Source organism: Bradyrhizobium sp. CCBAU 45394 (genome assembly GCF_028128655.1).
Classification (GTDB): domain Bacteria; phylum Pseudomonadota; class Alphaproteobacteria; order Rhizobiales; family Xanthobacteraceae; genus Bradyrhizobium; species Bradyrhizobium diazoefficiens.
The window spans coordinates 82,591-105,284 of the sequence record NZ_LBIX01000173.1; the positions used below are offsets into that span (position 1 = coordinate 82,591).

Annotated in this window: 26 protein-coding genes and 1 tRNA gene; 14 read left to right on the forward strand and 13 right to left on the reverse strand. The window is 65.7% G+C overall.

Translation table 11 applies throughout. The features are described 5' to 3' along the window. Window positions 1-155: 155 nt before the first annotated feature. The 4 genes from WN73_RS31775 (at window position 156) to WN73_RS31790 (ending at window position 4,307) form a co-directional block, all read left to right on the forward strand. Window positions 156-1,007: a cysteine rich repeat-containing protein gene (locus WN73_RS31775; RefSeq protein WP_271556206.1), complete on the forward strand. Its 852-nt coding sequence runs from the start codon at window positions 156-158 to the stop codon at window positions 1,005-1,007. 129 nt (window positions 1,008-1,136) lie between these two features. Then, window positions 1,137-1,352, forward strand: a complete 216-nt coding sequence (locus tag WN73_RS31780) for a hypothetical protein (RefSeq protein ID WP_038966627.1) — start codon at window positions 1,137-1,139, stop codon at window positions 1,350-1,352. A gap of 190 nt (window positions 1,353-1,542) precedes the next feature. Then, on the forward strand, window positions 1,543-2,697 hold the full coding sequence (locus WN73_RS31785) for an FAD-dependent monooxygenase (protein ID WP_028175116.1): 1,155 nt from the start codon (window positions 1,543-1,545) through the stop codon (window positions 2,695-2,697). After that, window positions 2,694-4,307 (forward strand): benzoate-CoA ligase family protein, encoded by a 1,614-nt coding sequence (locus tag WN73_RS31790; protein WP_271556209.1) that lies wholly within the window; start codon window positions 2,694-2,696, stop codon window positions 4,305-4,307. Before WN73_RS31785 ends, WN73_RS31790 begins: the two co-directional genes overlap by 4 nt. A 185-nt stretch (window positions 4,308-4,492) precedes the next feature. Here WN73_RS31790 and WN73_RS31795 read toward each other — a convergent pair whose 3' ends face one another. Beyond that, a complete protein-coding gene (locus tag WN73_RS31795; protein ID WP_271556211.1) occupies window positions 4,493-5,002 on the reverse strand; it encodes a MarR family winged helix-turn-helix transcriptional regulator in 510 nt (169 codons plus the stop codon). Beyond that, window positions 4,992-5,624, reverse strand: a complete 633-nt coding sequence (gene maiA, locus WN73_RS31800; protein ID WP_271556213.1) for a maleylacetoacetate isomerase — start codon at window positions 5,622-5,624, stop codon at window positions 4,992-4,994. Before maiA ends, WN73_RS31795 begins: the two co-directional genes overlap by 11 nt. Before the next feature lie 204 nt (window positions 5,625-5,828). Between maiA and gtdA the strand changes: the two genes are divergently transcribed. Then, entirely contained in the window at window positions 5,829-6,869 is a 1,041-nt protein-coding gene (gtdA, locus tag WN73_RS31805; RefSeq protein WP_060909982.1) for a gentisate 1,2-dioxygenase, read from the forward strand. A 228-nt stretch (window positions 6,870-7,097) separates the two neighbouring features. On the opposite strand, the gene WN73_RS31810 is transcribed toward gtdA, so the two are convergent. The 4 genes from WN73_RS31810 to WN73_RS31825 all read right to left on the reverse strand — a co-directional run bounded on the left by WN73_RS31810 (window position 7,098) and on the right by WN73_RS31825 (window position 11,212). After that, complete coding sequence (locus WN73_RS31810) at window positions 7,098-7,925, reverse strand: ABC transporter permease (RefSeq protein ID WP_028175120.1); 828 nt, start codon at window positions 7,923-7,925, stop codon at window positions 7,098-7,100. Next, the gene (locus WN73_RS31815; protein ID WP_271556214.1) at window positions 7,918-8,691 is read right to left on the reverse strand and encodes an ABC transporter ATP-binding protein; all 774 of its coding nucleotides are present in this window, start codon (window positions 8,689-8,691) and stop codon (window positions 7,918-7,920) included. Before WN73_RS31815 ends, WN73_RS31810 begins: the two co-directional genes overlap by 8 nt. A gap of 108 nt (window positions 8,692-8,799) precedes the next feature. After that, a complete protein-coding gene (locus WN73_RS31820; protein WP_161532562.1) occupies window positions 8,800-9,804 on the reverse strand; it encodes an ABC transporter substrate-binding protein in 1,005 nt (334 codons plus the stop codon). Between the two features lie 43 nt (window positions 9,805-9,847). Beyond that, complete coding sequence (locus WN73_RS31825; RefSeq protein ID WP_271556215.1) at window positions 9,848-11,212, reverse strand: FAD-dependent oxidoreductase; 1,365 nt, start codon at window positions 11,210-11,212, stop codon at window positions 9,848-9,850. 113 nt (window positions 11,213-11,325) lie between these two features. Between WN73_RS31825 and WN73_RS31830 the strand changes: the two genes are divergently transcribed. Then, window positions 11,326-12,210, forward strand: a complete 885-nt coding sequence (locus WN73_RS31830) for a LysR family transcriptional regulator (protein ID WP_028175123.1) — start codon at window positions 11,326-11,328, stop codon at window positions 12,208-12,210. 67 nt (window positions 12,211-12,277) lie between these two features. Then, window positions 12,278-12,550, forward strand: coding sequence for a hypothetical protein (locus tag WN73_RS31835; protein WP_271556216.1), 273 nt, complete (start codon window positions 12,278-12,280; stop codon window positions 12,548-12,550). A gap of 11 nt (window positions 12,551-12,561) precedes the next feature. Here the strand turns inward: WN73_RS31835 and WN73_RS31840 are convergent, their stop codons facing one another. Beyond that, window positions 12,562-13,365 (reverse strand): enoyl-CoA hydratase-related protein, encoded by an 804-nt coding sequence (locus WN73_RS31840; RefSeq protein WP_028175125.1) that lies wholly within the window; start codon window positions 13,363-13,365, stop codon window positions 12,562-12,564. 158 nt (window positions 13,366-13,523) lie between these two features. On the opposite strand from WN73_RS31840, the gene WN73_RS31845 reads away from it, so the two are divergent. Then, a complete protein-coding gene (locus tag WN73_RS31845; protein ID WP_271556217.1) occupies window positions 13,524-14,498 on the forward strand; it encodes a ketopantoate reductase family protein in 975 nt (324 codons plus the stop codon). 2 nt (window positions 14,499-14,500) lie between these two features. On the opposite strand, the gene WN73_RS31850 is transcribed toward WN73_RS31845, so the two are convergent. Further along, on the reverse strand, window positions 14,501-15,178 hold the full coding sequence (locus tag WN73_RS31850; RefSeq protein WP_271556218.1) for an alpha/beta hydrolase family protein: 678 nt from the start codon (window positions 15,176-15,178) through the stop codon (window positions 14,501-14,503). Between the two features lie 126 nt (window positions 15,179-15,304). On the opposite strand from WN73_RS31850, the gene WN73_RS31855 reads away from it, so the two are divergent. After that, window positions 15,305-16,450, forward strand: coding sequence for an acyl-CoA dehydrogenase family protein (locus WN73_RS31855; protein WP_271556219.1), 1,146 nt, complete (start codon window positions 15,305-15,307; stop codon window positions 16,448-16,450). A 9-nt stretch (window positions 16,451-16,459) separates the two neighbouring features. Here the strand turns inward: WN73_RS31855 and WN73_RS31860 are convergent, their stop codons facing one another. After that, entirely contained in the window at window positions 16,460-17,344 is an 885-nt protein-coding gene (locus WN73_RS31860) for a LysR family transcriptional regulator (RefSeq protein ID WP_271556220.1), read from the reverse strand. A gap of 103 nt (window positions 17,345-17,447) precedes the next feature. Here WN73_RS31860 and WN73_RS31865 point away from each other — a divergent pair, with 103 nt between their 5' ends. From WN73_RS31865 to WN73_RS31875, 3 genes are read left to right on the forward strand one after another with little or no spacing between them, the layout of a single operon-like run. After that, window positions 17,448-17,876 carry a DoxX family protein gene (locus tag WN73_RS31865; protein ID WP_028175129.1) on the forward strand — a complete coding sequence of 143 codons (429 nt, stop codon included), beginning with the start codon at window positions 17,448-17,450 and terminating at the stop codon, window positions 17,874-17,876. 20 nt (window positions 17,877-17,896) lie between these two features. Further along, entirely contained in the window at window positions 17,897-18,355 is a 459-nt protein-coding gene (locus WN73_RS31870; protein WP_271556221.1) for a DsrE family protein, read from the forward strand. Between the two features lie 46 nt (window positions 18,356-18,401). Next, window positions 18,402-18,950, forward strand: a complete 549-nt coding sequence (locus WN73_RS31875) for a TlpA family protein disulfide reductase (protein ID WP_271556222.1) — start codon at window positions 18,402-18,404, stop codon at window positions 18,948-18,950. Between the two features lie 5 nt (window positions 18,951-18,955). Here the strand turns inward: WN73_RS31875 and WN73_RS31880 are convergent, their stop codons facing one another. After that, entirely contained in the window at window positions 18,956-20,095 is a 1,140-nt protein-coding gene (locus WN73_RS31880) for an amidohydrolase/deacetylase family metallohydrolase (protein WP_271556223.1), read from the reverse strand. A 133-nt stretch (window positions 20,096-20,228) separates the two neighbouring features. Then, window positions 20,229-20,305, reverse strand: a tRNA-Arg gene (locus tag WN73_RS31885). Window positions 20,306-20,465: 160 nt separating this feature from the next. Between WN73_RS31885 and WN73_RS31890 the strand changes: the two genes are divergently transcribed. Together WN73_RS31890 and WN73_RS31895 are read left to right on the forward strand one after the other, a co-directional pair. Then, window positions 20,466-20,819, forward strand: a complete 354-nt coding sequence (locus WN73_RS31890) for a VOC family protein (protein ID WP_038966633.1) — start codon at window positions 20,466-20,468, stop codon at window positions 20,817-20,819. 124 nt (window positions 20,820-20,943) lie between these two features. Further along, the gene (locus WN73_RS31895) at window positions 20,944-21,237 is read left to right on the forward strand and encodes a GYD domain-containing protein (RefSeq protein ID WP_239620275.1); all 294 of its coding nucleotides are present in this window, start codon (window positions 20,944-20,946) and stop codon (window positions 21,235-21,237) included. 57 nt (window positions 21,238-21,294) lie between these two features. Here WN73_RS31895 and WN73_RS31900 read toward each other — a convergent pair whose 3' ends face one another. Both WN73_RS31900 and WN73_RS31905 read right to left on the reverse strand, forming a co-directional pair. After that, window positions 21,295-22,251 (reverse strand): tripartite tricarboxylate transporter substrate-binding protein, encoded by a 957-nt coding sequence (locus WN73_RS31900; RefSeq protein ID WP_271556224.1) that lies wholly within the window; start codon window positions 22,249-22,251, stop codon window positions 21,295-21,297. Between the two features lie 46 nt (window positions 22,252-22,297). Next, complete coding sequence (locus tag WN73_RS31905) at window positions 22,298-22,669, reverse strand: cupin domain-containing protein (protein ID WP_028175133.1); 372 nt, start codon at window positions 22,667-22,669, stop codon at window positions 22,298-22,300. Between the last annotated feature and the right edge of the window lie 25 nt (window positions 22,670-22,694).

The window sequence follows — 22,694 nt, forward strand, 5'->3', positions numbered from 1 at the left end:
TGCTCTAGTTGCGTCGCAATTGCGCCGGCATTATCCACTTGCGGTAGCGGCCAAAGCATCCAAAGATACCGCGCGCGAGGCATCACTCGCGACGATTGCGCTTGAATCACATTTGAAAATCGTCGGCGCTACCGACAGGGCGGGAATTCACTCAGATGTTCAACACGTTGAAACATGCATCAACGCGCACGGCGTTGCTCGCGGCCGCGCTCTTCGCAACTGCAACAGGCGCGGTCGCGCAAGCGCCGACCGACGCGCAGAAGAGCGCGATCCGGTCCGCATGCCGCTCGGACTTCATGGCGCACTGCTCGAGCGTCACGCCCGGCGGCGTGGAAGCGTATCAATGTCTGGCGAAGAACATGTCGAGCCTGTCACCTGGATGCCAGACCGCGGTTCGCGCGGTCGAGCCGTCTGCGGCTCCGAAGACCGAAGCCGCGCCGGCCGCACCAAAGACCGAAGCTGCGCCCAAGACCGAGTCCAAGACGGAAACGGCGCCTGCGGCGCCGAAGGCTGAATCGGCGCCCGCCGAAAAGCCCGCCGCCGCACCAGCGCCGAAGGCAGCTGCCGCCAAGCAACCGAGCAGCGCGCAGGTTGCTGCGGTCAAGAGCGCGTGCCGCGCCGACTATCCCAAGGTCTGCGCCAGCGTGCCGCCGGGCGGTGCGCCCGCGCTCGAATGCCTTGAGAAGAACAAGGCAAAGGTTTCGCCCGCCTGCGAGAAGGCCCTGAGCGCCGCGGCCGGCGGCGGCGCAGCAGCAACGGCAGCGCCTGCGGGCGCAGCCCCTGCGGCGGCGGCAGCACCGGCGGCCGCGCCAGCCGTGATCGTTCTGCGCCCGCTGCGGCCGCGCGAAGAGCTGTTCATCGTCCGATCGGCCTGCGGCGCCGACATCCGCACGCTGTGCGCCGGCGTCGCGCCCGGCGGCGGCCGCATCGTGCAATGCATCGCCAGCAATGCCGCGTCGCTGTCGCCCGCGTGCAAGGACGTGCTGGCGCCGTTCGCGGCGCGATAAGGCAGCGCACGCCGACGCGCCGGGGTGCACGACACCGATCGGCGGCATGCGCGAATGAATTCACGCACGCCTGCCGCGATCAACCTTTGCGGATATCGATTTCGATCACGACAAGACCGGGAGGACAACATGCGTTCATTGCTGCTGGTTGCTTCTGCACTCCTCGCCTTCGGGGCGACCATGACGTTCGAGGCCACCGACGCCAATGCGGTGGTGTGCGCCCGCGGCGTCTATCGCGCCGGCTGCGCCGGGCCGAACGCGGCCGTCGTGGTCCGCAAGCCGGTTCCGGTGGTCCGCTGTACCAGGGTGCTGGTGGACGGGGTCTACGTGAAGCGTTGCGTCTGATCGCCGGGTGGCCAAGAGGGCGCGCTTTGGCTATGGTTCGCGCCTGACGGTTTCGGACACGCGCAAGACGCAGGTCCGGAAGCGAGCTTTGGCGCGCCGCGCTTGGCCGATAATTCTGCTGGCGCGGGAGGCCGGAGCACATTAGTCTACCCCTAGATAGTAAGTATACTGTCAATTAGGGAGGCAGACGTTGCGGATCGCCGTGATTGGCGGGGGGCCCGGCGGGCTCTACTTCGCCTATCTCTGGAAGAAGCGTCACCCCGAGGATCAAGTCGACCTGTTCGAACAGAACCCGGCCGACGCGACCTGGGGCTTTGGCGTGGTGTTCTCCGACCAGGCCCTGGAGTTCCTGCGCGCCGACGACCCCGAGACGGTCGATGCGATCGCGCCGCATATGGAGAGCTGGGAGAACATCACGCTCAACCTGCAGGGCGGCAGCGTCGCCATCGACGGGGTCGGCTTCTCCTCGATCGGGCGGCTCGAGCTCTTGCAGTTCCTTCAGCAGCGCGCGCTCGATGTCGGGGTCACGCCGCGCTTCGACACGCAAATTCACGGGATCGACCAGCTCAACGGCCACGATCTGATCGTCGCCGCCGACGGCTTGAACTCGCTGGTGCGCCGCGCTTACGAGGGCGATTTCGGCACCTCGCTGTCCTACTCCTCCAACAAGTTCGTCTGGTACGGCACCTCGAAGCGCTTCGACACGCTGTCACAGACTTTTGTGAAGACCGACCGCGGCGCCTTCAACGCCCATCACTACCGCTATTCGCCGACCATGAGCACCTTCCTGGTCGAGTGCGACCACGCCACCTGGCAGGCCTATGGCTTCGCCTACAAGGACGTCGAACAGTCCAAGGGCGTCTGCGAGGAGGTGTTCGCCGACACGCTCGGCGGCCACTGCCTCGTCTCCAACAAATCGGTGTGGCGCAATTTTCCCTGGGTCTGGAATGAGCACTGGTCGTTCAAGAATATGGTGCTGATCGGCGACGCGCTGCACTCGGCGCATTTCTCGATCGGCTCCGGCACGCGGCTCGCGATCGAGGACGCGATCGCGCTGGTCAAGGCGCTGGAATCCGATGCGCATCTGAACACCGCATTGCTTCGCTACCAGGCCGCGCGCAAACCGGTCGTGCAGAAGCTCGTCGACGCCGCACGAACCAGCGCCTCCTGGTACGAGAACTTTGCCCAGCACATGCAGCTCGACCTGATGGATTTTGCCTACAGCTACATCACCCGCTCCGGCCGCATCGACGATTCCCGGCTGCGGGCGATGTCGCCGGCCTTCATGGCGCGTTACGAGGCCGCCAAGAACGGTGGGGATGCGGCCAGTGAGGCTACCGCATGAGCAGCGAGATTTGCGACCAGGTGCCCGCGGACAGCGCGGGCGCACGCGAGATCGGCTTTGCCGTTCCGGAAACCTACAACGCCAGCCGCGTGCTGTTCGACAATCTCGGCAAGGGATATGGCGACAAGCTCGCGCTGATTGGTCCGGCGGGCACGCGCACATATGCCGAGCTCTGCGCGGAGGCCTGCCGCTGGGGCAACGGCTTCATCTCGCTCGGCCTCAAGCGTGGCGATCGCGTGCTGCTGTTCCTCGACGATACGCCGGCTTATCCCGCCGCCTTCTTCGGCGCCGTGCGTGCCGGCTTCGTGCCGCTCCTGATCAACACGCTGACGCCACCGGATCTGTTGCAATTCTATCTCGCCGATTCCGGCGCGACCGTCGCGGTGGCCGAGTCCGAATTCTGCGCGCGCTTCAATGCGGAGGCGTGCAAGGACACGAGCCTGCATACGCTGATCGTCGTCAATGGCGAAATGGGCGAGCGTGCTGCGCCTGCGGCGGTCGCGGCGGCAAGCTGGCTTGCGCAATTCCCGGCCGAGCTTGCGGAAGCGAATACCCATCGCAACGAGATGGCGTTCTGGATGTACTCGTCCGGCTCGACCGGCCGGCCCAAGGGCATCGTGCACCTCCAGCACGACATGACCTATAGCGAGCTGGCCTTCGCGCAGAATGTGTTGAAGCTGACGCCTGACGACATCTGCTTCTCGGTGCCGAAGATCTTCTTTGCCTACGGGTTCGGCAACTCCGTCACCTTCCCGTTCTCGGTCGGCGCGGCGACGCTGCTGCTGCCGGGACAGCCGAAGCCGGCGACGATCTTCGCGGCGATCGAGCAATACAGGCCGACCGTCTTCTTCGGCCTGCCGACGCTTTACACCTCGCTGACCAAGGCCGAGGGCGCGCAACAGACGAACTTCTCGTCGCTGCGCATGGCGCTCTCCGCAGCCGAAGTGCTCTCGGCCGAAGTCTTCAACGGCTGGAAGGCGCTCACGGGGCTCGAAATCGTCGAAGGCCTCGGCTCGACCGAGGTGCTGCACATCTATCTCTCCAACCGTCCCGAACGGAAGAAGCTCGGCGCCGCGGGTCTGCGCGTGCCCGGCTACGAGGTCGCGCTGCGCGACAAGGACGGAAGCGAGGTCGGCGACGGCGAGGAAGGCATCTTGTGGGTGCGCGGCGATTCCAACACGCCGCTGTACTGGAATCGGCCGGACAAGTCCGCCGAGACCATCCGCGAGGGCGGGTGGATCTACACCGGCGACCGCTTCGTCCGCGATGCCGACGGCTTCCACTTCTTCCGCGGCCGCGCCGACGATCTCATCAAGATCTCCGGCCAGTGGGTCTATCCGCTCGAGGTCGAGCTCTGCCTCGCCGATCACCCCGACATCCGCGAATGCGCGGTGTTCGCCGCCGAGCTGCCGGACCGTCGCATGACGCTGAAGGCGGTGGTGGTGATGAACAGCCGCACCACCGACCAAGGCGAAGCGACGCGGCGGCTACAGGATTACGTGAAGGGCAAGCTCTTGCCCTACAAATATCCGCGCGAGGTGATCTTCATCGACGAACTGCCGAAGACGGGGACAGGGAAGATCGACCGGCAGGCGTTGCTGCGGATGTGAGGGGACTGCGTTGCAACAACCTCAATGTCGTCCCGGCGAAGGCCGGGACCCATACGCCGCAGCAGTAGTTGTTGCGTGAAGTGGTCGTTATCAATCTTCGCAAAACAAAGATTTGTGGCTATGGGTCCCGGCCTGCGCCGGGACGACGGCGGAGTTTTTAGCCGCCACCGCGGCAAATCACCCCCTCACCCGCCCTTCCCCAGATGCTCCAGCGCGTCCTCGGCCCGCAGCGGCACCCGCGAGACTTCGTTGTTGAGATCGACGAGCTGCACCAGAAGTCCCATCAGCGCCTTGCGGTCGGCGGGCTTCAGCGGCTCCAGCATGCGCGCCTGGGCGCGTTCGACGGCGGGAATGATCTCGCGCAGGATCGCGGCGCCTGATTTCGTCAGGTAGAGCAGCTTGATCCGCTTGTCCTCGGGCGCGGGCTTGCGCTCGATATAGTCCTTGGCCTGAAGCCGTTCGATCACGCTGCCGAGGGTGGAGCGGTCGAACGCGATCACCGCCGACAGCCGCGTCGCATCGATGCCGGGATGAGTGTGGATCGCGATCAGCGCCCCATACTGCACCGGCGTGAGATCGAACGCCTTGCACTCCTCCATGAAGATCGAGACCGCGATCTGCTGCATGCGCCGGAACAGATAGCCCGGCGCGGCATAGACCGCGTCCATCGTGATCGGGAGAGGCTTACTCGGCATCGGGCTGCTTCTCCGGAGCGGCATTGGCGAACGCCGGGAGCGCCTTGGCGGCGGCCTCCGCCTTCAGCAGGCGCGGATAGGCCGAGACGTCGACGCCGAAGCGGCGCGCGTTGGCAAGCTGCGGCACGAGGCAGAGATCGGCGAGCGTCGGCGCATCGCCGAAGCAGAACGGGCCCGGCTCGTTCCTGATCAGCGTTTCGCAGGCCGACAGTCCCTCGCGGTTGACCCAGGCGGCCCATTCCTGGACCTTCTCCTCCGCAAGCCCGAGCTCGCGCAGCCGCGCCAGCACCTTCAGGTTCTGCACCGGATGGGTGTCGCAGGCGATCGCCAGCGCAAACGCCCTCACCTTGGCGCGTCGCAGCGGATCCTTCGGCAGCAGCGGTGGATTGGGGTGCGTCTCGTCGAGCCATTCGATGATCGCGACCGATTGGGTCAGCACCGCACCGCCATCGCTCTCCAGCGCCGGCACCAGCCCTTGCGGATTGATGGCGAGATAGGCGGGCGCGCATTGCTCGCCCTTGCGAAGATGATGCGGCAGATGCTCGGCGCCGAGGCCCTTCAGATTCAGCGCGATCCGCACCCGGTAGGCGGCGCTGGAGCGGAAATAGCCGTGCAGCTTCATCGGAATCCTCCCTTATATTCTTTTGTCATTCCGGGGCTCGCGAAGCGAGAGCCCGGAATCCATACTCCCGATCGTGGTTATGGATTCCGGGCTCGACGCTGGCGCGTCGCCCCGGAATGACGACAACCTTGTATGCCGTCCGTCAGATTGACGCTACCTAGATCGTCAGTATACTGTCAATCAACAAACGACGGGAGCCGCACCATGGAAGCCGTGACCAAGACGCCGGAACGCGAGGCGTTCTACAAGAAGATCGACGGCGAAAATCTCACCGCGCTGTGGACGGTGATGGGCGATCTGATCACGCCGGAGCCGAAGAGCGCCTGCCGGCCGCACCTCTGGAAATTCGACGTCATCCGCGACTACATGCGTGAAGCCGGCAAGCTGATCACGGCCAAGGAGGCCGAGCGCCGCGTGCTGGTGCTGGAGAACCCGGGCTTGCGCGGGCAATCAAAAATCACGACCTCGCTCTATGCCGGCGTACAGATGGTGGTGCCCGGCGACGTCGCTCCCGCGCATCGGCACAGCCAGTCGGCGCTGCGCTTCGTGCTCGAAGGCAAGGGCGCCCACACCGCCGTCGACGGTGAGCGCACCGCGATGGAGCCCGGCGATTTCATCATCACGCCGTCGATGACCTGGCACGATCATTCCAACGAGACCGACGAGCCGATGTTCTGGCTCGACGGCCTCGATATCCCGCTGGTGCAGTTCTTCGACTGCTCCTTTGCGGAAGGCGCGAAGGAGGACCAGCAGAGGATCACGAAGCCCGCGGGCGACAGTTTTGCGCGCTACGGCCACAATCTGCTGCCGGTCGACGTGAAGCGAAGCTCGAAGACCTCGCCGATCTTCAGCTATCCCTATGCCTACACCCGCGAAGCGCTGGAGAAAGCTCGCGCAAGCCAGGAATGGGACGCCTGCCATGGGCTGAAGCTGAAGTTCAGCAATCCCGAGACCGGCGACTTTGCGATGCCGACCATCGGCACCTTCATCCAGTTGCTGCCAAAGGGCTTCAAGACCGCGCGATATCGCTCCACCGATGCGACGGTGTTCTGCCCGATCGAAGGCCGCGGCCGCAGCCGCATCGGCGATGCCGTTTTCGAATGGGGCCCGCGCGACCTGTTCGTGGTGCCGAGCTGGCACTGGGTGACGCACGAGGCCGACGACGACGCCGTGCTGTTCAGCTTCTCGGATCGGCCCGTGCAGCAGAAGCTCGACCTGTTTCGCGAGGATCGGGGGAATGCGTAAGGCGGGGTGCTATAGCCTTACATTCGGTGTCGTCCCGGCGAAGGCCGGGACCCATACCGCGTGATCTATCGACGGCAGGTGGTGTGAGTACCAGCGAAGAGTAACTACCAGTCTTCGCCAAACTTCTCCCTGGGGTTATGGGTCCCGGCCTTCGCCGGGACGACAATGGAGGTTTTGGCGCGCGTCTCCATCCACATCGTCGCTGCGCTCGCAATGACGGAGTATGTCTCACCGCCAGTGCAGCAACCGCGTCTCCAGCAGATTGATCACCTTGCCCACCGCGAGGCCAAACACCGACAGGATCACGACGCCCGCGAGCAGCTGGTCCGTCTGCATCAGATTGCCGGCCTGGAGCACGAAGGCGCCGATGCCGTATTGCGCGCCGATCATCTCGGCGCTGACGACGAGCAGCAGCGCCACCGAGGCGGTGATGCGGAAGCCGGCGAGGATCGCCGGCAGCGCGCCCGGCCAGATCACCTTGCGCACGATGGTGGCGAAGGGCACGTTGAAGCTCTGCGCCATGCGGATCAGGTTGCGCGGCACCGCATCGACGCCGCTATAGACCGAGATCGCGGTCGAGAAGAACACACCCAAGGCGATGGTCGCGATCTTCGGCTCTTCGCCGATGCCGAGCCAGAGGATCAACAGCGGCAGCAGTGCGATCTTCGGGATCGGGAACAGCGCCGAGATGAAGGTGATGCCGACGCTGCGCGCGAGCCGCGACAGGCCAATGGCAAAGCCGACGGCGACGCCGGCCGCCGTTCCCAGCAGCCAGCCGACACCGATGCGCAGCAGCGAGGCCGAGAGGTGCTGCCAGAGCGCGCCTGACATCGCCAGCTCGTAGATCGCGCGCACGATCGCTAACGGCGCCGGCAGGAACAGCGGATTGACGAGACCGGCGCTCCCGGCTGCCTGCCAGATCGCGATGACGAGGGCGAGCGCGATCCAGCCGCCGAAGCGGCTCGACGCGGGCACGAAGCCGGCGCCGCGGAAGCGGACGCGACGGGTCGCCTCGCTCTTGACAGGTGTCTCCGCCACCGGCGCGCGATCAAGCATGCTGGACCTCGCGCTCGGCATCGATCGCCTCGTGGCGGATCAGCGACCAGATCTGGTTCTGAAGCAACAGCAGCTTTTCGCGCGCCGCGGTTTCGCCGCGCTCGGCGCGCGTCATCGGCACGGTGACGACCTCGCGGATCCGCCCGGGCCGGCGCGACAGCACCACGATGCGGTTGGCGAGCCGCGCCGCCTCTTCGAGATTGTGCGTGACATAGACCGCGCCCATGCCGCCGTCGGCGAGCAGGCGGACGAAGTCCTCCATCAACAACTCGCGGGTCTGCGAATCCAGCGCCGAGAGCGGCTCGTCCATCAGCAGGATGGCAGGCCTGACCGCCAGCGCCCGCGAAATCCCGACGCGCTGGCGCATGCCGCCGGAGAGCTGCTTTGGATAGGTCTTGCGAAAATCGGTCAGGCCGGTGCGGCGCAGCGCATCCTCGACCAGCGCGCGGCGCTGCGCCGCCGAGAGCTGGGCGTGCAGCAGCGGGAATTCAACGTTCTCCTCGACCGTCGCCCAGGGCAGCAACGCAAAATCCTGGAACACGAAGGTGAGCGGATTGAGACTGTCCGCCGGCGGCGCCCCGCGCAGCTCTGGCGCGCCGGAGGTCGGCTGCAACAGCCCGCCGAGGATCGACAGCAGCGTGCTCTTGCCGCAGCCGGAAGGACCGACGATCGCGACCACCTCGCCGGCGCTGACGGTGAAGGAGACGTCGTCAAGCACGGCGAGGTCGCCGAAGCGGTGGGTGATGTGGTTGGCGATCAGGTCCATGCTGTCTCGTCTATCCGGTTCTCCGTCGTTCCGGGATGATCCGAAGGATCAGACCCGGAACCTCGAGATTCCGGGTTCTCGCTTCGCGAGCCCCGGAATGACGAAAGGTTAGTCCGCCTTCACATAGTCCTTTGCGATGATCGCATTGGCATCAAAGCCCTTGTCGGCAAAGCCCTGCTCCTGGAGCCATTTGATCTGGTTGTCGACGTTCTTGACGTCGAGCTTGCCGTCGGGATCGATGTAGGCGCAGTTGCCGACCACCTGCTCGACCGGCAGATTGGTGTACTTCGCGATGATCTCCAGCAGCGGCTTGGTCTGCTCGTTGACGGGCGCCACGCCGTCCTTCATCGCGGCGAGGATCACGTCGTGGTATTCGCGGTCAGCCTTTGCCAAAGCGCCGAGCAGCTTGGTCACCAGCGCCTTGTTGGTCAGCGTCTTCGGCGAGGCGAACACTGCGCCCAGCTGCCAGGGCGTCTCGTCCCCGACCCAGCCCAGGAACTTCGCGCCGCCCTCATCCATCAGTTTTCGCGCGGTAGAAATCGGTAGTAGCGCGGCATCGACAGTCTCGCCTTTCAGCGCGGCCGCCGCATTGGACAGCGACTGCAGCGGGATGATCTTCACGTCGGCGAGCTTGAAGCCGTATTTGTCGGCGAGCAGCCCGAGCGAATAGTGGAAGGATGATCCGACCTGCGTGACCGCGACGCGCTTGCCCGCGAGGTCCTTCGGCGTTTTCAGCCCGGCCGCGTAAGCGTTGTTGCTGGCGAAATAGCCGATGAGGGGATAGCCGGCTTTTTCGCGGCTCATGCCGCCGATCACCTTGAGCACGCCCTTGCCGGCGAGATTGTAGAGACCGGCAGTGAACGCGGTGACGCCGAAATCGACGTCGCCCGAGGTGGTGGCGACCGCGATCGGCTGCGCCGCGTCGAAGAACTTCAGCTCGACGTCGAGCCCGGCCTCGCGAAAATAGCCCTTGTCCTGCGCGATGAAGACCGGAGCGGAGGAGGACAGGCGGAGCACGCCGATCCTGGCCTTCAGCGCGTCCTCAGCCTGCGCCGCGCCCATCGCCATGATCGCCACCAGGCCCGCAAGCGCGAGCCGCGCAATCCCGATCATCCGGTTTCCTCCGTCGTTGTCTTGGTCGTTCTCTTGCAGCCCGTCAAAGCCCTTCGGGCACGGGCTGGTCCCGTCCGATGAAGGCGCCCTGTTGTTTCAACGTTTCCTGCAATTTTTCAATGGGGATGTCACGCGGGATCCGATTTCCGGAGAGCGCCAGCGCGGCGGCGGAACCTGCGGCCTCCCCCATCACGAAACAGGCACCCGAGACGCGGGCGGCCGACTGGCCCTCATGGGTCATCGAGGCGCAGCGGCCGGCGACCAGCAGATTGTCGACGCCCTCGGGCACCAGCATCCGGTACGGCAGTTCGTTATAGCCGCGCGATTCCGGGATTGGCGGAAAAGTGAAAATCACATCGCCGGGAACATGAGCCTCGATCGGCCAGCCGTTGACGCCGATGGAATCCTCGAACGAGGCACAGCCGAGCACGTCCTCGCCGCTGAGCTGGTAGCCGCCTTTGATGCGGCGGGTCTCGCGGATGCCGAGCTGCGGCGGCAGGTCCACGATGTAGGACTTCTCAAACCCCGGCACCGTGCGCAAGAATTCGAACGCGGCGAGCGCCTGCCTGCGGCCCTCGATCTCACCGCGGGTGAGATCGTCGGGCTCGATGCCGTTGATGGCGTGGCCATCCTCGCGCGCGACCTGCGTGAAATTCACCCGCCATTCGATGCCGGATTTCTGCGGCCGCACGATGGCACTTTTCCGCGGGAAGCTGTGGGTGCCGGCGGCGAGCGCCCTTTCCATCAGCTGCGGGATGGTGCGCCAGGCCTCGCCCGCCTTCTCCGGATCGATATTGTTGAGGCGGAGCATCATCGACGGGTAGAGCGGATGGCCGTGTTCGTCGCCGACTTCGAACGGCGCCCCGGCCCAGACCGCGAGATCGCCGTCACCGGAGCAGTCGATGAAGATCTCCGAGCGCACCGCCTGCCGGCCGCCCTTGGTCTCGACCATCAGCGCGTCGATGCGGCTGTTATCGCCCATCACCACGCCGGCGCCGAGCGCGTGGAAGAGGATATTGACCTTGTGGCTTGCCAGGAGTTCGTCGGCCGCAATCTTATAGGCCGCGGTGTCGTAGGCCTGGGCAAAGACCTTGCCGAGGATCAGATGCGGGGTGTTCAGGCCGTTGAGCAGGTCGATCCGTGCCAGGAGCTCGGACGCCATGCCCTGCACCAGCCGGTGGGCCTGGCCGTAGACGTTGCCGTGCAGGCCGCAGAAATTGGTGACGCCGGCCGCGGTGCCCATGCCGCCAAGGAAGCCGTAGCGCTCGATCAGCAGCGTCTTCCGCCCCGCCCGCGCTGCCGACGCCGCCGCGATAATGCCGGCCGGACCGCCGCCGAGCACGACCACCTCATATTCGCCGTAGAGCGGCACCCGGCGCGCTGGTTCTTCGATCGTCGTGGCCCGCATGGCGCGTCCTATCCCTGAAAATCCTTGCTTGGGACCGACTATGAATTAACGCGAGGCGGGCTACAATCCACCAAATTACGCGATCAGCTTTCTCGAATCGCGAAAGGTCAGAGATGGACATCCTGGTGAACCTTCAGGCGTTCCTCGCCACCGCGGATGCGGCCGGCTTCTCTGCCGCCGCGCGAAAGCTCAATGTCTCGACCTCCGTGGTGGCCAAGCGCGTCACGCAGCTGGAGGCGCGGATCGGCACGCCGCTGTTTCACCGCTCGACCCGGCAATTGCGGCTGACCGACGCCGGCCAGCGCTATGTGCATCGCGCGCGTGGCGTCGTCACAGACGCCACCGACCTGCTGTCGCGCATGGGCGAGAAGGGCCACGATCTCGTCGATCACCTTCGCATCAAGGCGCCGACCTCGCTGACGGTGGCGCGCCTCGCCGACGCCTTCAGCGCCTTCCAGACCCAGAATCCGCGACTGAAGCTCGAGATCGTGCTGATCGACCGCCCGGTCGATCCCGTCACCGAAGGCTTTGATATCGCCATCGGCGCCTTCCCGCACTCCTTCGGCGGCGTGGTCGACGAGCCGCTCTGCGCGCTGAAGCGGCTGCTCTGCGCTTCCCCCGCCTACTTGAAGAAGCACGGCACGCCAAAGCATCCGCGCGACCTCGTCGAGCATCGCTGCCTCAGCTTTCTGCCGACGGGACCGGAATGGATTTTTGACGGGCCGCGCGGCCGCATCAGCATCCAGGTCAGCCCGCTGCTCTCCTCCAACGAGGGACACGTGCTGGCGCGCAGCGCCATCGCCGGCAACGGCATCGCGCTGATCTCGCATTATCTCGTCGCCGATGCCTTGCGCGACGGCACGCTCAAGCCGGTGCTGCGCGACTTTCCGATTCCGGAATTGTGGGTGAAGGCCGCGATCCCCGAACGCCGGCGCAACGCGGCGGCGGTGCAGGCGCTGCTCACTCTGCTGAAAACGTCACTCGCGTCGTCGCTGTAAGCCGCGTCGCGCGGCTGTCACAAGATCGCAGTTGCTCTTGATTGTCGGACCTGAGAGAAGGGCCGCCATGGATTCGATAGTCGTGAAATTCGCCCTGCCAGCCCTGATCGCTCTTGCGATCTCCACCACTCCCGCCGCAGCCGTGGAGCAGAACTGCCGCTTCATCCAGGCCAAGGCCGATCGCGAGGCCTGCTACATGCGGCAGGAGGAAGAACTGGCCGCAAAGCGCAAGCCTGCTGCGCCCGTGAATGAGGGCAAGACGCTCGAAACGCTGCGCCAGATGCGGCAGGACGACGACACCGTCTATCGCAGCATCAACAACATTTGCCGCGGCTGCTGAGCCGAGAACGCTCAGCCTTTCCCGCCACCCCAATTCCCCGCCCGCTTCTCGGCGAACGAGGCCAGCCCCTCCGCCGCCTCCGAGCTCTGGCGCTTGACCGAATGCAGGTGCACGAGCCGCGTGTACGCCGCATCGTCCACCGCCATCCCGCCGAACGAGCTCTCCAGCGCGAGCCGCTTGGTCTCGGCCATCGCCTCGGGTCCGTTGGCGAGCAGTTGCTCGACCACCTTGGCACCGGCGGCCTCCAACTCGGCGAGCGGCACGACCTCGTGGACGAGACCGATGCGGCGGGCGTCTTCGGCGCCGAAACGTTCGCCTGTCAGCGCGTAGCGGCGGACTTGCCGTACACTGATGGCATCGCAAAGCTGCGGGATGATGATCGCCGCCGTCAGGCCCCAGCGCACCTCCGTGATCGAGAACAGGGCATTGTCCGCCGCGATCACGACGTCGCAGGCCGCGATCACGCCGGTACCGCCGCCGAAGCAGCCGCCCTGCACCAATGCGACGGTCGGAATCGGCAGCGTGTTGAGCCGCTGCACGGCCTCGAAGGTCGCCCGCGATGCCGCTTCGTTGGCCTCGGCCGATTGCGGCCGCACGCCGTTGATCCATTTGAGGTCGGCGCCGGCCTGGAAATGCTTGCCGTTGCCCCGGAGGACCACGACGCGCAAATTGGGCCTCTTGCCGAGATCGTCCATGGCCGCGAGCACGCCCGCGATCAACGCGCCGTCATAGGCGTTGTTGACTTCCGGCCGGTTCAACGTGACGGTCGCAACCCCACGCTCATCCAAAGTCCACAAAACGGGGTTGGCAGTCATCGGCGATCCTCCGGTCGTTTGTTTGCCCTGCACTATGGCCGAGGCCACGCGCCCTGATCCATATCTTTCCGGCGTGGGGCGGCCGCGTCCATCGCATGGCGGCTTGTGTCATGCTGGCGTGGGGTGGCAGCAAAGGGATCAGGACGGGACATCACATCATGCGCATTTGCATTTTCGGCGCGGGCGCCGTCGGCAGCCACATTGCGGTCCGGCTGGCGCGCGCCGGCCATGAGGTCTCGTGCGTGATGCGGGGGGCGCATCTGGAGGCGGCGCGTGCGGGCGGCCTGAAGCTGCGTGTCGGCGATTCCGAGGTCACCGCCAAGGTGAACGCCTCCGGGGATCCCGCCCAGCTCGGCCCGCAGGACGTCGTGATCAGCACCTTGAAGGCCACCGCGCTGACCGGACTGGTCTCCAGCATCAAACCGCTGCTGCAAGACGACACGGCGATCGTATTTGCGCAGAACGGCATTCCCTGGTGGTACGGGATCGGCCTGCCGCCGCGGCACCCGACGCCGCCGGACATTTCCTTCCTCGACCCGGGCGGGCGCCTGCGCGCCTGCATCCCGAAGGAGCGGATCATCGGCGGCGTGATCTTCTCCTCCAACGAGGTGGTCGCGCCCGGCGTGGTGCAGAACCTCACCCCGGACCGCAACCGCCTGCTGATCGGCGAATGCGACGACCGCAATTGCGAGCGCATCACGAAACTCCGCGGCGTCCTCAACGATGCGCGGCTGGAATCGCCGCCGGTGGCCGAGATCCGCGAAGCGATCTGGTCAAAGCTGCTGACCAACATGTCGCTGTCGGTGCTGTGCCTGCTGACCGGCCAGACCGCACGCGGCGTGCGCGACGACCCCGCCTTTGCCGAGGTCATTCCGCGCATGTTGAACGAGGCCAACGACATCGCGCAGCACTTCATTCCCGAGGTCAAGCGCATCACGCGCAGCGGCCCCGCCCCCAACCACAAGCCGTCGCTGCTGCAGGATTACGAGATCGGCCGCGCCATGGAGATCGACGTGCTGGTGAAGGCGCCCGCCGCCTTCGCGCGCACCTCGGGCCTGCCGACGCCGACCCTCGACCTGATCGCCGCGCTGGCGATCCAGAAGGCGCGCGACAAGGGGCTTTATTCGGCCTGAGTTCAGGCGAGCCCGCCGATCCAGGTCGTGAGCGCGTCGAGCACCTCGGTGAGCGCCTCTTCGTTGCTGCGGCCGGACTTCTTCAACACCGCGAAAGAGTGATCGCCGCCCTCGACCTCATGCAGCGTCGCCTTCGGGCCAAGCCCTTCGACGACGGGCTTGAGGATGCCGAGGTCGGCAAGCTTGTCGCGCGTGCCTTGCAGGAACAGCATCGGGATAGCGATGCCCGCAAGATGCTCGGCACGCTCGGTCGACGGCTTCTTGTCGGCATGTAGGGGAAAGCCGAGGAAGGCGAGCCCTTTGACACCAGGCAATGGAGCCTTGGACTGCGCCTGCGAGGTCATCCGCCCGCCGAACGACTTGCCGCCGGCGACGAGCGTCACGCCAGGGCACAGCCGCACCGCCTCCGCGACCGCCGCGCGGATGGCGGCGTGCGCGACCGCCGGCTGGTCGGGACGTCCTTGTTTCTTTTCCATATAGGGGAAATTGAAGCGGAGCGTCGCGATGCCGCGCTCCGCGAGGCCTTCCGCAACCTTGTCCATGAACGCATGCCGCATGTCGGCACCTGCGCCGTGCGCCAGCACGTAACAGGCGCGCGCATTTTCGGGCTGCGTCAGGATCGCGGAGACCGTACCGATGCGCTCGATGTCGAGCTTGAGCTCTTGAGTTTTGGTCGCCACAATCAGCCATCCCGACAGACGCTGCTCCGGCCGCCTTGGTAGCGTCACCGGCGCAGCCTGAAAACACAATAATTGTCGCCGCCGACCAGCCTACCAAGCCGGAACGACGCATCAACCGAGGTGACCATGTCCTACCGCTCCTCCTGGATGACCGAAGAGCTCGACGTCTTTCGCGACCAGTTCCGGAAATATCTTGCCAAGGACCTGGCACCGCATGCCGAGAAATGGCGCGAGCAGAAGATGGTGGACCGCTTCGCCTGGCGCGGGCTCGGCGAGATGGGCGCGCTCTTGGCGAGCGTACCGGAGGAATATGGCGGCCTGGGCGCAACCTTCGCCTATGACGCCGCCGTGCTGGATGATCTCGAGAGCACGGTGCCGGAGCTGACGACCGGCGTCTCCGTGCACAGCGCCATCGTCGCGCACTACATCCTCAATTACGGCTCGGAGGAGCAGAAGAAGCGCTGGCTGCCGAAGATGGCGAGCGGCGAGATGGTCGGCGCCATCGCCATGACCGAGCCCGGCACCGGCTCCGACCTCCAGGCCGTGAAGACCACGGCGAAGAAGCAGGGCAATTCCTACGTCATCAACGGCCAGAAGACTTTCATCACCAACGGCCAGGCCGCCGATCTCGTCGTCGTGGTCGCGCGCACGGGCGAAGCCGGTGCGAAAGGCATTTCGCTGATCGTGGTCGAGACCGCAGGCGCGGACGGCTACAAGCGCGGGCGCAACCTCGACAAGATCGGCCTGCACGCTTCCGACACGTCGGAGCTGTTCTTCGACAACGTCACGGTGCCGCCGGAAAACCTGCTCGGCAAGGAGGAAGGCCAGGGTTTTGTCCAGCTGATGCAGCAATTGCCGCAGGAGCGCCTCGCGCTCGCGGTCGGCGCCGTCGCCTCGATGGAGCGCGCGGTCAAGCTCACCACCGAGTACACTAAGGAGCGCAAGGCCTTCGGCAAGCCGCTGATGGATTTCCAGAACACCGCCTTCACGCTCGCCGAGCGCAAGACCGAAGCGATGATCGCACGCGTCTTCGTCGACTGGTGCATCGAGCGCCTGGTCGCCGGGGATCTCGACACCGTCACGGCGTCGATGGCGAAATACTGGTGCTCGGACAAGCAGGTCCAGACCGCCGACGAATGCCTGCAGCTGTTCGGCGGCTACGGCTACATGCAGGAATACCCGATCTCGCGCATCTTCATCGATTCCCGCATCCAGAATATCTATGGCGGCACCAACGAGATCATGAAGCTGTTGATCGCAAGGTCGCTGTGATCCGGCTGGTTACCTCATCCGCTTGTCGGCCGCGATGAAGTCGATGAAGGTCCTCACCTTCGCGGAGAGGTATTTGCGGCTCGGATAGACCGCGAACAGGCGCCCTTCGAAGATGATGTCGTCGGGCAGGATGTGCACGAGCCGGCCGGCGGCGATGTCGTCCGCGACCAGCCATTTCGGCAGGAAGGCGAAGCCCATGCCTTCCAGCGCGGCCATGTGGAGCAGCGTCTCGTTGCCGCTGCGCAGGACCGGGTTAAGCTTGATGGTCTCGACCGTGCCGTTCCTGTTCACGGAGAAGCTCTCTCCCGGATAGAGCGCGTAGTGCAACAGCGCCTGGCCGGCGAGATCGGCGAACTTCGTCGGGCGTCCGGCGCGTTTGAGGAACGCAGGGGCTGCAACCAACAAGAAGGGGACCTTGGTGATGGGACGCGCGATCAGCGCCTCGTCCGGCGTGCCGGTCGCGCGCAAGGCGAGATCGAATCCCTCCTCGACCAGATTGACCAGCCGCCCGCTGAGATCGACGTCGAGGCACACCTCCGGATAGCGAGCCTGGTAATCCGCCAGCACGCCCGCAAAGATCGCATTCGCCAGCCACACCGGCGCGGTCAGCCGCAACGTACCGCGCGGAACGACGGTCGCCTTGCTGACGGCGGCCTCGACCTCGTCGAGCGAATCCAGCATCTGCCGCGCCTGCTCGAAATAGAGCGCGCCGCTCTCGCTCAGGCTGACGCGCCGGCTGGTGCGGTTGAGCAGCCGCGTGCCTAGCCGCTTCTCGAGCTGCATCACGTGCTTGCTCGCCATGGCGGGCGAAATGCGCAGGCGCTGCGCCGCGGTCGCAAAGCTCTTCAGCTCCGCGACCAGGCAAAACACCCTCATGCTGACCAGCGAGTCCATGAAATCATCAACATCCAGGAAAGGAATCAATCATGGAACGCATAATGACCAAATGAGGCGAAACCATCAAATGGTGGCGACCCGCAGACCCTGGAGACCCACCATGACCGCCACCACCTTCGAAACCGCCACCCCGGGCCGCGCCCTTCGCATCGGCCTCTGGGCCGCACAGGGCCTGATCTTCTTCGTCTTCGCCTCGGCCGGGCTGGTCAAGCTGCTCACGCCTATCCCTCAGCTGGCCGCGATGATGCCCTGGGCCGGGCAGTATTCCGAAACTTTCGTCCGAATCATCGGACTGATCGACCTTGCCGGCGGGATCGGCATCCTGCTTCCGGCCCTGACGCGGATCCTGCCGCGGCTGACGGTGCTGGCCGCGCTCGGCTGCACCGTGTTGCAGGTGTTCGCGCTCGTCTTCCACCTCTCGCGTGGCGAGACTGATGTCACGCCGCTCAATGTCGTCCTGCTCGCGCTCAGCCTGTTCGTGCTGTGGGGACGCGGCCGCAAGGCGCCGATTACGCCGCGTCAGCTCTGACCGTCAGGAACGCCGCCGCCATGATCTCAGCCAATGGATGGTCCCGGAGGGGTCTGCTCGCAGGCACCGCGATCCTCACCGCGGGCGGCGCCGCCGCCAGGGAGGACCGTCTCACCGACGGCGTGGTGATCCTGATCGACAGCAACGAGCCCTATGTCATGGGACATGCGATCAGCTACTCGGCCAACCTCGCAAAGCACTTTGCCGACAAGGGCGCGCGATTTCTGATCGAGGTCGTCGCCAACGGCAAGGGCATCGACGTCTTCCGGGCGGACAAGACTCCGCTGGTCGAGCCGCTCGCGACGCTGCGGCAGTCGCTGCCCAATCTCGCCTACAGCATGTGCGCGTCGTCGAAGGCGATCGCCGAAGCCAAGGAGCAGGTCTCGATTCCGTTGATATCGGGCGCGAGCCTCGTCCCGTTCGGGATCGGCCGCGTCGTCGATCTGCAATTGAAGGGCTGGGCCTATATCCATGCGTGAGAAGCCTCGTGCGCCCGGCACGACGCTATCCAGGCGAGCGCTGCTGATGGCCGCGCCGGCGGCCCTTGTCCCTCCGCGCGCAAGCCGCGCGCAGGGCGGCGATCCCGCCTGGCCGCCGGTGTTAGAGGCCGGCCGCAGCCAGTTTACCGTCGTGCGGCCTCGCGCAACGATGCCGCAGCTCAGGCTTCAGGACCTGCACGGAAAAGACGTTGTGCTGACGGCGCGGCCGGGCCGGATCACGCTCGTCAACTTCTGGGCGACGTGGTGCGCGGCCTGCCGGCTCGACCTGCCTGTGCTCGCAAGCCTCGCGGGATCGCGGCCGGATCGGCTCGACGTTGTCGCGATCTGCACCGATACGAAGGACCTGCGCAAGATCCGCGCGTTCCTCGGCGGTCTCGCCGTGCAAAACCTCGCCTGCTACGTCGATGCGTATGACACGATGGAAGCCTCAGCCTCGGCCTTCACGCTCGTCGGCATGCCTGTGACCTATCTGGTCGGCGCGAGCAACCACGTCGAGGGTTACATCACCGGCGCACCCGACTGGCTCTCGCCGGCGGGCGCGCGGTTGCTGCAATTCTATCGCGAGCAAGCCTGATCCGCTCAATTCGGATGCCACCAGCGGCCACCGATGACCACGCCCTCGGAGGCGATCTTGCGATCGCCGATCAGGTGCTCGCCGACGACGTCCTCATAGTCGAACTGGCCCTGCCTGACCGAAATCAGCGTGGCGTCGCCGACGCAGCCCGGCTTGAGGCTGCCGAGCTCGGGGCGGCGCAGCGCCATCGCCGCGTTCACCGTCGAAGCGGCGACCACATCGGACAGCTCCATGCCCATGCACAGGAACTTCGACATGGTCGTGACCTGGTCGAAGGCCGGGCCATCGATGCAGAGCTGATGGATGTCGGAGGAGATCGTGTCCGGATAGAAGCCGTTGGCGAGCATCGCGCGCGCGGTCTTGAAGGCAAACGAGCCCTTGCCGTGGCCGATGTCGAACAGCACGCCGCGCTCGCGCGCATCCAGCACCGCCTTCTTCACCGTGCCCTGCGCCGTCGCCGGCGTGTTGGGGAAAGGGCGGAACGCATGGGTCAGCACGTCGCCGGGCCGCAGGCGCGCCAGCACGTCCTCATAGCTCGGCGGCGGATGATCGATATGCGCCATCAGGGGCATGCCGACCTCGTTCGCGACCTCGAGCGCGATGTCGAGCGGCACGGCCCCCGACGTGCCCGAGGAGTGCAAGCCCACGCGCACCTTGATGCCGACGATGAGATCGCGGTTGGCATCCGCCACCTTGGCCGCCTCGATCGGATTCATCAGCCGCAACTCCTCGCTCTCACCCACCATGATCCGGTGCGAGAAGCCGAAGATGCCGGCATGCGAGACGTGCAAATAAGCGAGGATGCGGACCTGGCTCGGCTCGATCACGTGCTTGCGGAAGCCGGCAAAGTTGCCGGGCCCCGCGCTGCCGGTGTCGACCGCCGTGGTGACGCCGGAGAGGCGGCAGAATTCCTCGGCATCGATGCCGAGCGAGGTGCCGCCCCAATAGACATGGGTGTGGAGATCGATCAGCCCCGGCGTCACGATGTAGCGTGACACGTCGCGCACCTCCGTGCCCGGATCCGCCTTGAGCCCGCCGCCGATCGCAGCGACCTTGCCGCCGGCAAAGCCGACATCGGTCACGGCGTCGAGCTTCTGGGACGGGTCGACCACACGGCCGCCGCGCAGGATCAAGTCGAAAGGCATTGTCGTCTCCGGATGGGCAGTGAGGCGTGGCTAGCAGGTCAGCCGGGCCAGCAAGGAAGGAAGGAAGCCGTTCGCTTCTAGCAATTTTTGCGCCGATGGACCCGCCAAATAGCGGCCAATGCCCATGACAAAATGGCGATCCCGGGATGACTCGAACATCCGACCTACGGTTTAGGAAACCGCCGCTCTATCCGGCTGAGCTACGGGACCGCGGAACCCGCGGGAGGCGGGTTTCGACCCCTCTTAGCAGAGCAGGATTGGGATCGCCAGTCGCCAGACGGGGTCAGCGATGCGCCGCGCCGATGGTCGTCAAACTGCGTTAGGGGTGTACCATGGTCCCAGCCCAAAACCGGGTCCAGGAGCCGGCACCATGATCGAGGGCATCAGTGCCATCACACTCGGCACCCATGACATGGCGCGCGCCGTGCACTTCTACCGTTCGCTCGGGTTCGAACTCCTGTATGGCGGCGAGGCCGCTGCATTCACCAGCTTTCGCGCCGGGACCGGCTATCTCAACCTGACCGCACAACCGGACGACAAGCACTGGTCCTGGTGGGGGCGCGTCATCTTCTACGTCGCCGATGTCGACGGGACCTACGAGCGCGCCCGCGCAGCCGGTTGGCAGCCATCGAGCACGCCTCGCGATGCGGAATGGGGTGAGCGCTACTTCCATCTCACCGACCCCGACGGCCACGAGCTCAGTTTCGCGCGTCCGTTGTCCTGACCGAATAAGTCACACCCGCTGACGTTCCCAACGCGCAAGTAGCGCTCTCTCAGCCGCCGTGGCAAGCTCGGCGCGGTTGCCTCAAGCGAGAATTGTATCTGGGTTCTAACGAGGGAGGACGACCATGGTAACCTATGTCGTGCTGGGAAACTTCACTGATCAGGGAGCCCGCAACGTCAAGGACTCGCCGAAGCGGGCCGACGCCTTCAAGGAGATGGCCAAGACGTTCGGAGTGACCGTGAAAGAGATCGTCTGGACGCAGGGACGATATGACGTTGTAACCGTTCTCGAGGCTCCAGATGAGGCTGCCGCGATGTCGCTCAGCCTTAGTCTCAGCGCACTCGGCAATGTCCGCACCGAAACGCTGCGCGCGTTTTCGGCGGCAGATATGACAAAGATCGTCGGCAAGATGCTCTGACGCTCAAGCCCGCGCGAGCGCACTGGACCCGGGATGGCAATCCCGGGAATAGGCCTCTCATGCCCTGATATTGTTCTCGCGCACCACCTTGCCCCAATAGGCGACCTGCTTGTCGAAGAAGGTCTTGAAGGCGGCGCCGTCCTCGAGCAGCAGCGTCATGTGCTGGGTCTCCTTGAGCTGGGCTGCGGTCGCGGGTTCGCTCAGGATCTCCCTGGACGCCGTCGCCATGGCGGCGACGATCTCAGGCGGCGTGCCCGCGGGCGCGAAGATGCCCCACCAGGCCAGCGTCTCGAAGTCCGGAAAGCCCGCCTCGATCGCGGTCTGCGTATCGGGCAGCGCCGGCAGCCGCTCGCGGCCGAGCTGCAGGATCGGACGCAGCATGTTGGAGCCGAGCTGGGCTGCGACCAGCGCCGCCGATCCCGCGATCAGATCGACATGGCCGCCGAGCACGTCGTTCATCGCGGGGCCGCCGCCGCGATAGGGCACGTGCATGATCTCGACCCCGGCCTTGTTGCCGAGCACGGTCATGGCGAGATGGCCGAGCGTGCCGATGCCGACGGAGGCGTATTTCACCGCGCCGGGCGTCGCCTTGCAGGCCGCGACCACGTCGGCAAAACTCTTGTAGGGACGGCCGGCGCCGGCGGCGATCACGTAAGGCGCGGTGCCGACGAGCAGCACCGGCATCAGCTCGCGCTCGACATCGACCGGCGGCTTGTCGAGGATGGACGGGATCACCGCGTGGGAATCGAAGGTGACCAGGAACGTCGCGCCGTCCGGCGGGCTCTTGGCGACCTGCGCGGCGCCGAGCGCGCCGGCGGCGCCCGACTTGTTCTCGACCACGACGATGCGGCCAAGCTTGGTTTGCAGATTGCTCTGGAGCAGCCGCGCCATCGCGTCGGTCGAGCCGCCCGGCGGAAACGGCACGACCAGGGTGATCTTGCCGGCCTGCGCCGCCGCGGGCGCCATCGTTAGGATTGCGGGCGCTGCCAGCAGCGCCCGTCGTGTGATCGTCATGGTCCCCTCCCTTGTGTTTCCGCGCCCGGCTTTTGCTCTTTGGCGCTTAGGTCGTCCCGAAACCCGACCCGGGTTTTCTGTATTCTGGCCGCGGTGGACTGAAGATGTCCAGCACGCGAGCGCCCTCGGGGCCGGCGCGCATGGTGTGCGGCACATTGCCCGGCGTGCGCCAGAAGTCGCCCTTCTTCACGGGGATCTCCTCATCGCCCTGGACGCGGATGGCGGAGCCGTCGAGCAGCACGCCCCATTGCTCCTCGGGATGGTGGTGCAGCGTACCCTGCGCGTGCGGCGCCAGCGTCACCACCGACAGCATCGCCTGCTCGCCGGAGAAGATGCGCGTGGTCACCCCCGCCGCAAGCTCGCGGAACAGCCCGTCGCTGGCGTCGTCGAGATTGTGGAACTCTTCCTTCTGGCTCACGCCATCCTCCCCTTCGTTCGTGCCG

Excerpts from the sequence above, each read along its gene's own strand:
- WN73_RS31775 (WP_271556206.1), top strand. The coding sequence starts at position 156 with ATGTTCAACACGTTGAAACATGCATCAACGCGCACGGCGTTGCTCGCG.
- WN73_RS31780 (WP_038966627.1), top strand. The coding sequence starts at position 1,137 with ATGCGTTCATTGCTGCTGGTTGCTTCTGCACTCCTCGCCTTCGGGGCG.
- WN73_RS31790 (WP_271556209.1), top strand. The coding sequence starts at position 2,694 with ATGAGCAGCGAGATTTGCGACCAGGTGCCCGCGGACAGCGCGGGCGCA.
- WN73_RS31795 (WP_271556211.1), bottom strand. The coding sequence starts at position 5,002 with ATGCCGAGTAAGCCTCTCCCGATCACGATGGACGCGGTCTATGCCGCG.
- maiA (WP_271556213.1), bottom strand. The coding sequence starts at position 5,624 with ATGAAGCTGCACGGCTATTTCCGCTCCAGCGCCGCCTACCGGGTGCGG.
- gtdA (WP_060909982.1), top strand. The coding sequence starts at position 5,829 with ATGGAAGCCGTGACCAAGACGCCGGAACGCGAGGCGTTCTACAAGAAG.
- WN73_RS31810 (WP_028175120.1), bottom strand. The coding sequence starts at position 7,925 with ATGCTTGATCGCGCGCCGGTGGCGGAGACACCTGTCAAGAGCGAGGCG.
- WN73_RS31815 (WP_271556214.1), bottom strand. The coding sequence starts at position 8,691 with ATGGACCTGATCGCCAACCACATCACCCACCGCTTCGGCGACCTCGCC.
- WN73_RS31820 (WP_161532562.1), bottom strand. The coding sequence starts at position 9,804 with ATGATCGGGATTGCGCGGCTCGCGCTTGCGGGCCTGGTGGCGATCATG.
- WN73_RS31825 (WP_271556215.1), bottom strand. The coding sequence starts at position 11,212 with ATGCGGGCCACGACGATCGAAGAACCAGCGCGCCGGGTGCCGCTCTAC.
- WN73_RS31830 (WP_028175123.1), top strand. The coding sequence starts at position 11,326 with ATGGACATCCTGGTGAACCTTCAGGCGTTCCTCGCCACCGCGGATGCG.
- WN73_RS31835 (WP_271556216.1), top strand. The coding sequence starts at position 12,278 with ATGGATTCGATAGTCGTGAAATTCGCCCTGCCAGCCCTGATCGCTCTT.
- WN73_RS31840 (WP_028175125.1), bottom strand. The coding sequence starts at position 13,365 with ATGACTGCCAACCCCGTTTTGTGGACTTTGGATGAGCGTGGGGTTGCG.
- WN73_RS31845 (WP_271556217.1), top strand. The coding sequence starts at position 13,524 with ATGCGCATTTGCATTTTCGGCGCGGGCGCCGTCGGCAGCCACATTGCG.
- WN73_RS31855 (WP_271556219.1), top strand. The coding sequence starts at position 15,305 with ATGTCCTACCGCTCCTCCTGGATGACCGAAGAGCTCGACGTCTTTCGC.
- WN73_RS31860 (WP_271556220.1), bottom strand. The coding sequence starts at position 17,344 with ATGGACTCGCTGGTCAGCATGAGGGTGTTTTGCCTGGTCGCGGAGCTG.
- WN73_RS31865 (WP_028175129.1), top strand. The coding sequence starts at position 17,448 with ATGACCGCCACCACCTTCGAAACCGCCACCCCGGGCCGCGCCCTTCGC.
- WN73_RS31870 (WP_271556221.1), top strand. The coding sequence starts at position 17,897 with ATGATCTCAGCCAATGGATGGTCCCGGAGGGGTCTGCTCGCAGGCACC.
- WN73_RS31875 (WP_271556222.1), top strand. The coding sequence starts at position 18,402 with ATGGCCGCGCCGGCGGCCCTTGTCCCTCCGCGCGCAAGCCGCGCGCAG.
- WN73_RS31880 (WP_271556223.1), bottom strand. The coding sequence starts at position 20,095 with ATGCCTTTCGACTTGATCCTGCGCGGCGGCCGTGTGGTCGACCCGTCC.
- WN73_RS31890 (WP_038966633.1), top strand. The coding sequence starts at position 20,466 with ATGATCGAGGGCATCAGTGCCATCACACTCGGCACCCATGACATGGCG.
- WN73_RS31895 (WP_239620275.1), top strand. The coding sequence starts at position 20,944 with ATGGTAACCTATGTCGTGCTGGGAAACTTCACTGATCAGGGAGCCCGC.
- WN73_RS31900 (WP_271556224.1), bottom strand. The coding sequence starts at position 22,251 with ATGACGATCACACGACGGGCGCTGCTGGCAGCGCCCGCAATCCTAACG.